At 68.1% G+C, this 7,963-nt stretch carries 3 protein-coding genes, 2 rRNA genes and 2 pseudogenes (1 of these 7 cut by a window edge); 5 read left to right on the plus strand and 2 right to left on the minus strand.

Annotated elements, in window-relative coordinates:
- Positions 1–2,442 (plus strand): 23S ribosomal RNA (locus tag J7462_RS31480) (it extends 668 nt beyond the left edge of the window).
- 100 nt (positions 2,443–2,542) lie between these two features.
- Positions 2,543–2,659, plus strand: a 5S ribosomal RNA gene (rrf, locus tag J7462_RS31485).
- Positions 2,660–2,749: 90 nt separating this feature from the next.
- On the opposite strand, the gene J7462_RS33090 is transcribed toward rrf, so the two are convergent.
- On the minus strand, positions 2,750–4,729 hold the full coding sequence (locus tag J7462_RS33090; RefSeq protein ID WP_219470904.1) for a hypothetical protein: 1,980 nt from the start codon (positions 4,727–4,729) through the stop codon (positions 2,750–2,752).
- Between the two features lie 3 nt (positions 4,730–4,732).
- Here J7462_RS33090 and J7462_RS32865 point away from each other — a divergent pair, with 3 nt between their 5' ends.
- Entirely contained in the window at positions 4,733–5,719 is a 987-nt protein-coding gene (locus J7462_RS32865) for a lipopolysaccharide assembly protein LapB (protein WP_255597527.1), read from the plus strand.
- Positions 5,716–6,734: pseudogene (locus J7462_RS31500) on the plus strand (HAD-IIA family hydrolase). Before J7462_RS32865 ends, J7462_RS31500 begins: the two are co-directional and overlap by 4 nt.
- Before the next feature lie 230 nt (positions 6,735–6,964).
- Here the strand turns inward: J7462_RS31500 and J7462_RS31505 are convergent.
- The gene (locus J7462_RS31505) at positions 6,965–7,300 is read right to left on the minus strand and encodes an SCP2 sterol-binding domain-containing protein (RefSeq protein WP_208566856.1); all 336 of its coding nucleotides are present in this window, start codon (positions 7,298–7,300) and stop codon (positions 6,965–6,967) included.
- Between the two features lie 109 nt (positions 7,301–7,409).
- Here J7462_RS31505 and J7462_RS32870 point away from each other — a divergent pair.
- Positions 7,410–7,963 (plus strand): annotated as a pseudogene (locus J7462_RS32870) (phasin family protein); the annotation flags it as partial.

The following is a 7,963-nucleotide window of genomic DNA, read 5'->3' on the forward strand; positions in this document are numbered from 1 at the left end:
AGTTAGTGGCATGTGGCGAGGTTAACCCGTGTGGGGGAGCCGTAGCGAAAGCGAGTCTGAATAGGGCGTCGTAGTCGCATGTTCTAGACCCGAAGCGGAGTGATCTAGCCATGGGCAGGCTGAAGCGCGGGTAAGACCGCGTGGAGGGCCGAACCCACCAACGTTGAAAAGTTGGGGGATGACCTGTGGTTAGGGGTGAAAGGCCAATCAAACTCCGTGATAGCTGGTTCTCCCCGAAATGCATTTAGGTGCAGCGTCGCGTGTTTCTTGCCGGAGGTAGAGCACTGGATGGTCTAGGGGGCCCACAAGCTTACCGAAATCAGCCAAACTCCGAATGCCGGTAAGTGAGAGCGCGGCAGTGAGACTGCGGGGGATAAGCTTCGTAGTCGAGAGGGAAACAGCCCAGATCACCAGCTAAGGCCCCTAAGCGTGTGCTAAGTGGAAAAGGATGTGGGGTCGCATAGACAACCAGGAGGTTGGCTTAGAAGCAGCCACCCTTTAAAGAGTGCGTAATAGCTCACTGGTCAAGTGGTTCCGCGCCGACAATGTAGCGGGGCTCAAGCACACCGCCGAAGCTGTGGCACTCACATTTTACTTCGCATCTCCTTGATGGGGTGTGCAGGTGTGTGGGTGGGTAGGGGAGCGTCGTGCCGGGGGTGAAGCAGCGGGGTGACCCAGTTGTGGACGCGGCACGAGTGAGAATGCAGGCATGAGTAGCGAAAGAAGGGTGAGAAACCCTTCCGCCGGATGACCAAGGGTTCCAGGGCCAGGCTAATCCGCCCTGGGTGAGTCGGGACCTAAGGCGAGGCCGAGAGGCGTAGTCGATGGACAACGGGTTGATATTCCCGTACCCGCGAAAGAGCGCCCGTGATGAACCTTATTGTGCTAACTGCCCGAACTGTTGGAGGTCTTCGGACTGAGAACGGGGAGCGCAGGAACCTGGTGGGTAGTAGTCAAGCGATGGGGTGACGCAGGAAGGTAGCTGAGCCCGGCCGGTGGTTGTGCCGGGGTAAGCGTGTAGGCCGTGTTGTAGGCAAATCCGCGACACATGAGGGCTGAGACGTGATGCCGAGCCGATTCAGGTGAAGTCAGTGATCCTATGCTGCCGAGAAAAGCCTCTAGCGAGTTCTTAGCGGCCCGTACCCCAAACCGACACAGGTGGTCAGGTAGAGAATACCGAGGCGATCGGGCGAACTGTGGTTAAGGAACTCGGCAAATTGCCCCCGTAACTTAGGGAGAAGGGGGGCCGGAGACGTGAAGCCCCGTGCGGGTGGAGCGTTGTATGGCCGCAGAGAGCAGGGGGAAGCGACTGTTTACTAAAAACACAGGTCCATGCGAAGAAGTAATTCGATGTATATGGACTGACGCCTGCCCGGTGCTGGAACGTTAAGGGGACCTGTTAGCTCTTCGGGGCGAAGCGGAGAACTTAAGCGCCAGTAAACGGCGGTGGTAACTATAACCATCCTAAGGTAGCGAAATTCCTTGTCGGGTAAGTTCCGACCTGCACGAATGGCGTAACGACTTCCCCACTGTCTCAACCACAGGCCCGGCGAAATTGCATTACGAGTAAAGATGCTCGTTACGCGCGGCAGGACGGAAAGACCCCGGGACCTTTACTATAGCTTGACATTGGTATCTGAATGGGCTTGTGTAGGATAGGTGGGAGCCGGTGAAACCTGTACGCCAGTATGGGTGGAGGCAATCTTGAAATACCACTCTGGTTGATTTGGGTATCTAACTTCGGACCGTTATCCGGTTCAGGGACAGTGTCTGGTGGGTAGTTTAACTGGGGCGGTTGCCTCCTAAAGGGTAACGGAGGCGCCCAAAGGTTCCCTCAGCCTGGTTGGCAATCAGGTGTTGAGTGCAAGTACACAAGGGAGCTTGACTGTGAGACTGACAGGTCGAGCAGGGACGAAAGTCGGGACTAGTGATCCGGCACTTGCGAGTGGAAGCGGTGTCGCTCAACGGATAAAAGGTACCCCGGGGATAACAGGCTGATCTTCCCCAAGAGTCCATATCGACGGGATGGTTTGGCACCTCGATGTCGGCTCGTCGCATCCTGGGGCTGTAGCAGGTCCCAAGGGTTGGGCTGTTCGCCCATTAAAGCGGTACGCGAGCTGGGTTTAGAACGTCGTGAGACAGTTCGGTCCCTATCCGCCGTGCGCGTAGGATACTTGAGAAGGGCTGTCCCTAGTACGAGAGGACCGGGACGGACGAACCTCTGGTGTGCCAGTTGTCCCGCCAGGGGCACGGCTGGTTAGCTACGTTCGGAAGGGATAACCGCTGAAAGCATCTAAGCGGGAAGCCTGCTTCAAGATGAGGTATCCCACCCCACTTTGTGGGGGTAAGGCCCCCAGCTAGACGACTGGGTTGATAGGCCAGAAATGTAAGCCCGGTAACGGGTTCAGTTGACCGGTACTAATAGGCCGAGGACTTGCTTACAAGGCTGCTACGCGTCCACTGTGCAACTCTGAACAAACACCAAACAACCCCCCACCGTGTGTTGTGTGGGTGTGTGTGTTGTTTGATATGTTCATAGTGTTACGGCGGTCATGGCGGAGGGGAAACGCCCGGTTACATTCCGAACCCGGAAGCTAAGCCCTCCAGCGCCGATGGTACTGCACTCGGGAGGGTGTGGGAGAGTAGGACACCGCCGGACAACCTTTCAGTCGAGGGCCGCCCCATCCGGGTCGGCCCTCGACTGCGTCGCGCCGTCGGTGGCGCAATCAGGAAGGATTTACCTGTGAGTTCAGGACCGCAGGGCGGAGACCGTCCGCGCCAATATGAAGATCGCTCCGACCGGCCCCAGGGGCGTGACGCCGGCCCTCGGCGGGACGACCGTCCCCCATACCGGGGAGACCGCGACGACCGCGGTGCCTCGCGGGGGGGACCTCGGGGCGGAGACCGGCGCGAGGACGGTTTCCGTTCGGGCCCCCGTACCGGTGACTCCCGGCCCGGCGGTTTCCGTTCCGGTGGGGATTCGCGCGACGGCGGCTTCCGTTCCGGCGACCGACGCGACGGTGGATTCCGACGCGATGGCGACGCCCCGCGCAACGGCGGTGACTCCCGCGGGGGTGGTTTCCGTGGTGGGGACCGTCGTGAGGGTGGTTTCCGTTCTGGTCCGCGTGATGGTGATTCCCGTCCCGGTGGTTTCCGTGGTGGGGACCGTCGTGATGATTCGCGTGGTGGGGACCGTGGTGGTTTCCGGTCCGGCCCGCGTGAGGGTGGCTTCCGTGGCGGTGACTCCCGTGAGGGTGGTTTCCGTGGTGGGGACCGTCGCGAGGGCGGCTTCCCAGGTGGGGACCGTCGTGACGGTGGTTTCCGGGGTGGCGAGCGTCGTGAGGGTGCTGCCGGCGGTGAGCGTCGGCCCGGTGGTTTCGGCGGTGGCGATCGCCGCGAGGGTGGTTTCCGGTCCGGCCCGCGTGAGGGCGGCTTCCGTGGCGGTGACTCCCGCGACGGTGGTTTCCGTGGTGGGGACCGTCGTGAGGGTGCTGCCGGCGGTGAGCGTCGGCCCGGTGGTTTCGGCGGTGGCGATCGCCGCGAGGGTGGCTTCGGTGGGGACCGTCGTGAGGGTGGTTTCCGTTCCGGTCCGCGTGATGGTGATTCCCGTCCCGGTGGTTTCCGTGGTGGGGACCGTCGTGATGATTCGCGTGGTGGGGACCGTGGTGGTTTCCGGTCCGGCCCGCGCGAGGGCGGCTTCCGCGGCGGCGACTCCCGCGACGGTGATTCCCGTCCCGGTGGTTTCCGTCGGGACGGCGACTCCCGCGACGGTGATTTCCGAGGCGGTGACCGTCGGCCCGGTGGCGACTCCCGCGAGGGTGGTTTCCGTGGTGGGGACCGTCGTGATGATTCGCGTGGTGGGGACCGTGGTGGTTTCCGGTCCGGCCCGCGCGAGGGCGGTTTCCGTGGTGGGGACTCCCGTGAGGGTGGTTTCCGTGGCGGTGATCGTCGTGAGGGTGGCTTCGGTGGGGACCGTCGTGAGGGTGGTTTCCGTTCTGGTCCGCGTGATGGTGATTCCCGTCCCGGTGGTTTCCGTGGTGGGGACCGTCGTGATGATTCGCGTGGTGGGGACCGTGGTGGTTTCCGGTCCGGCCCGCGCGAGGGTGGCTTCCGTGGTGGGGACTCCCGTGAGGGTGGTTTCCGCGGTGGAGATCGTCGCGAGGGCGCTGCGGGGGGCGAGCGTCGGCCCGGTGGTTTCGGCGGTGACCGCCGTGAGGGTGGTTTCCGTGGCGGTGACTCCCGTGAGGGTGGTTTCCGTGGTGGTGACCGTCGTGAGGGTGGCTTCGGTGGCAGCCGGGGTGGAAGCGGCTTCCAGGGTGGTGACCGCCGCGAGGGTGGTTTCCGCTCCGGCCCCCGCGAGGGTGACTCCCGCCTCGGCGGGTTCCGCCGGGACGGCGACTCCCGCGAGGGTGGCTTCCGGGGCGGTGACCGTCGTGAGGGCGGTTTCCGTGGCGGCGAGCGCGACCATGACCGGCCGCGCCGCGACGACCAGCGCGGTGGCGAGGACCGCCGCGAGGGCGGGTTCGGCGCCGACCGGGACCGCCGGGACGAGGCCGACGCCCGTCCGGCTGCGCCGGCACTGCCGGACGAGATCCTCGCGAGCGACCTCGACACGGCCGTTCGTGCCGAACTCCTCTCGCTGAACAAGCCGGTTGCGGAGACCGTCGCGCGGCATCTGGTCGCCACCGGTCAACTGATCGACGAGGACCCGACGGAGGCGCTCGCGCACGCGATGGCCGCCCGGCGGTTGGCGTCCCGGATCTCGGCCGTCCGTGAGGCGGTCGGGCTGGCCGCGTACCACGCGGGGGAGTGGCAGACGGCGATCGCCGAGCTGCGCACCTACCACCGGATGACCGGGTTGCAGAGCCACCTGGCGGTGCTCGCGGACTGTGAGCGCGCCCTGGGTCGACCGGAACGCGCGATCGATCTGTTCCGGGGGGCCGACAGCGCCAAGCTCGACAAGGCCGTCGCGGTCGAGCTGCTGATCGTTGCCGGTGGGGCCCGCGCCGACCTGGGGCAGAAGGACGCCGCGGTGGCGATGCTCCAGGTCCCGGAGCTGACCACGGACGTCGCCGAGCCGTGGACCGCCCGGTTGCGCTACGCCTACGCCGACGCACTGCTCGCGGTGGGTCGGCGCGAGGAGGCCCGGGAGTGGTTCTCGCGGGCCGCCGACGTGGACGCCGATGGTGAGACCGATGCCCCGGAGCGGCTGCTGGAACTCGACGGCGTCGTGATCGAGGGCGACGACGAGGACGACGAGCCGGTCGAGGAACCGGCCGCCGAGGCCAGCACGCTGCCGGCCGGGGCGGACACCACCTCCGACGACCGCGCCGAAGGCGACCGCGACGACGAGGACGACTTCGACGACGAGGACGACTTCGACGGGGAAGCCGATGTCGCCGAGGACGACCCCGACGGGGAAGCGGACCTGGACGACGAGATCCGCGACGGTCACGGCGACCGCGAGCGCGCCGAGGATCGTACCGGTGACAACGACCGTGGCGAGAGCGCCGAGCAGAGCGGGCGCGACGACGACCCCGACGACGAGCCGGCCGCCCACGCCGGTGTTGCGGGCGACGACGCCGACGACAGCCCCTCGGGTGCCGCGGCCACCCGACTCGACCCCGGTGCGGGTGCGGCCGGTCAGGTCGACGACGCGCCGACCCCGGTCGAGGGCCGGCCGGTGGACGGGCGCGGCGCGGAGACGGACCAGCGATGACCGAGGTCGCCGGGGGTCGGCTTGTCGACGGGTACGCCCTGGTCGTGTTCGACCTGGACGGAGTGATCTACCTGATCGACCGGCCGATCCCCGGCGCGGTCGAGGCCCTCGGCGCGTTGCGGGCCGAGGGCCGGTCGGTGGCGTTCGCCACGAACAACGCCTCACGCCGTTCCAGCGAGGTCGCCGACCTGCTCACGGGAATGGGCGTACCGGCCGATCCGGCGGAGGTGCTCACCTCGGCTGCGGCCGCCGCCGAGGTGCTGCGGGACCGCCTTCCCGCCGGTGCCGCGGTGCTCGTCGTCGGGGCCGAGGCGCTGCGCGCCGAGATCCGCGCCGTCGGGCTCACCCCCGTCGACCGCGCCGACGCCGCGCCGGTCGCCGTCGTCCAGGGGTACGGCCCGCAGGTGGGCTGGGTGGACCTCGCCGAGGCGTCGGTGGCGATCCGGGCCGGGGCGACCTGGGTGGCCACCAACACCGACCGAACGTTGCCGAGCGGACGTGGTCCGTTGCCCGGCAACGGCTCGTTGGTGGCGGCCCTGCGGCACGCCCTCGACCGGGCACCCGACGTGGTGGTCGGCAAGCCGGAGCCGGCACTGTTCGCCACCGCCGCCCGACGGGCCGGCACCGGCCGGTCACTGGTGGTCGGCGACCGGCTCGACACCGACATCGAGGGTGCCCGCCGGGCCGGGTTGGACAGCCTGCTGGTGCTGACCGGCGTCAGCGACGTACCCGAACTGTTGGCGGCTGCCGAACAACGGCGGCCGACCCATGTGGCGGTGGACCTGGCCGGGCTCTTCGACCCGGCGGCGGTGGTCCGGGTTCCCGGTGCCCCGCAGGCCGGTGGATGGTCGGCCACGGCGGTGGACGGGCGGTGGAGTTGCGGGGTGCCGGACGGCCGCTCGACGCGCTGGCCGCGCTCTGCGCGGTCGCCTGGGCGGCGGGCACCGGTGCGGACGTCCGACCGGCCTCGCCGGAGGCGGAGCAGGTGCTGGCCGGCTTCGGACTGGCCACCTGACCGGCTCTCTGAGCCAGCGAGCCAGCCGGCCGGCCGAGCTGGGGCCAGCCCGGTCACCGGGGCCCGGCTCCGGCCGGCCACCTGCGGACGGCTCCGCCAGCTCCGGCCACCTCGCCGCCAGCTCGGCCGGCTGAACAGCGGGCCCGGGGCGGCACCGACCCGACAGCGGGTGGTGCCGCCCCGGCCTGTCTGTCGGCCGACCGTGGCGGGTCGTCGGCGGTGTCGCCCGCTCAGAGCAGCTTGCGTAGCTTCAGCAGGTCGAACGGGCTGGCCTTGATGGAGATCCGCCGGGCGGCGACCGCCTTGGTGACGTCGAGCTGGCCGTGCACCAGGGCGACCAGGTCGTCGCTGCTGGTGACCAGGGCGATCTTTGCCTTGGGGTCGTCGCCGTCGGTGAGATCGAGCAGCCGGCCACCGGCGATCCGACCGTGGAAAGCGGTCTCCAGGTCGGTGATCCGGCAGGCCAGGGTGCGGTCCAGATCGATCTTGTTGGACACGTCGGCGTGCCGGTCCAGGCGGTCGGCAAGATCCCGCAGCGCCTGACGGCACTCGTCCACGGTGGCCACATCGTCTCCCTCACACCCGCCACGCCGTTTCCGCACCGTACCGCAATGGGCGACCCGGGGCGCCCGGTAGCGTGAGGGCCGCACACTGCCCCCACGGAAGGACTCAGTCATGCAGGACGCGTGGCGCGCCTACCTGGAGCTGGCCCTGGGCCTGACGGAAGCGCCCCGGAAGAGGGCCCAGGACGCCGCCGGCGGCTGGTCGGGACGGGCGGCGCGACCGCCGGGCAACTCCAGTCGCTCGCCGAGGAAATCCTCGCCACCGGGCGGCCAACCGGGAAGCGCTGACGAAACTGGTCCGGTTCGAGGTCGACCGGGCGCTCGGTGCGGTGGGTTGGCCACCGCCGACGAGGTCGCCGAACTGACCCGCCGGGTGCACGAGCTGGAACGGCAGCTGCGTGAGGCGAAGAGCGGACCGGGCACCCCGCCGACCGGGCCGGTCGCGCCGGAAACGACCGTCCCGTCGGTCGCCACCGCCGCCCCGGACACCACTGTCCCACCGGACACCACTGTCCCGCCGGTTCGACACCGCCGTGCCGGAAACGACTGCCCCGTCGGCTGCCACCGCCGTGCCGACGACGTCCGGCCCGTCGACTGCCGGCGACCCGGTGACCGGGGCCACGGCGCAGAAGACCGCGGCGCAGAAGACCGTGGCGCAGAAGACCG

The sequence above is a fragment of the Micromonospora sp. RL09-050-HVF-A genome (genome assembly GCF_019374995.1).
GTDB classification, from domain to species: Bacteria; Actinomycetota; Actinomycetes; order Mycobacteriales; family Micromonosporaceae; genus Micromonospora; species Micromonospora antibiotica.

Bases quoted from the DNA above. Each gene is read 5' to 3' on its own strand.
- J7462_RS32865 (WP_255597527.1), top strand. From the start codon at position 4,733: ATGGCCGCCCGGCGGTTGGCGTCCCGGATCTCGGCCGTCCGTGAGGCG.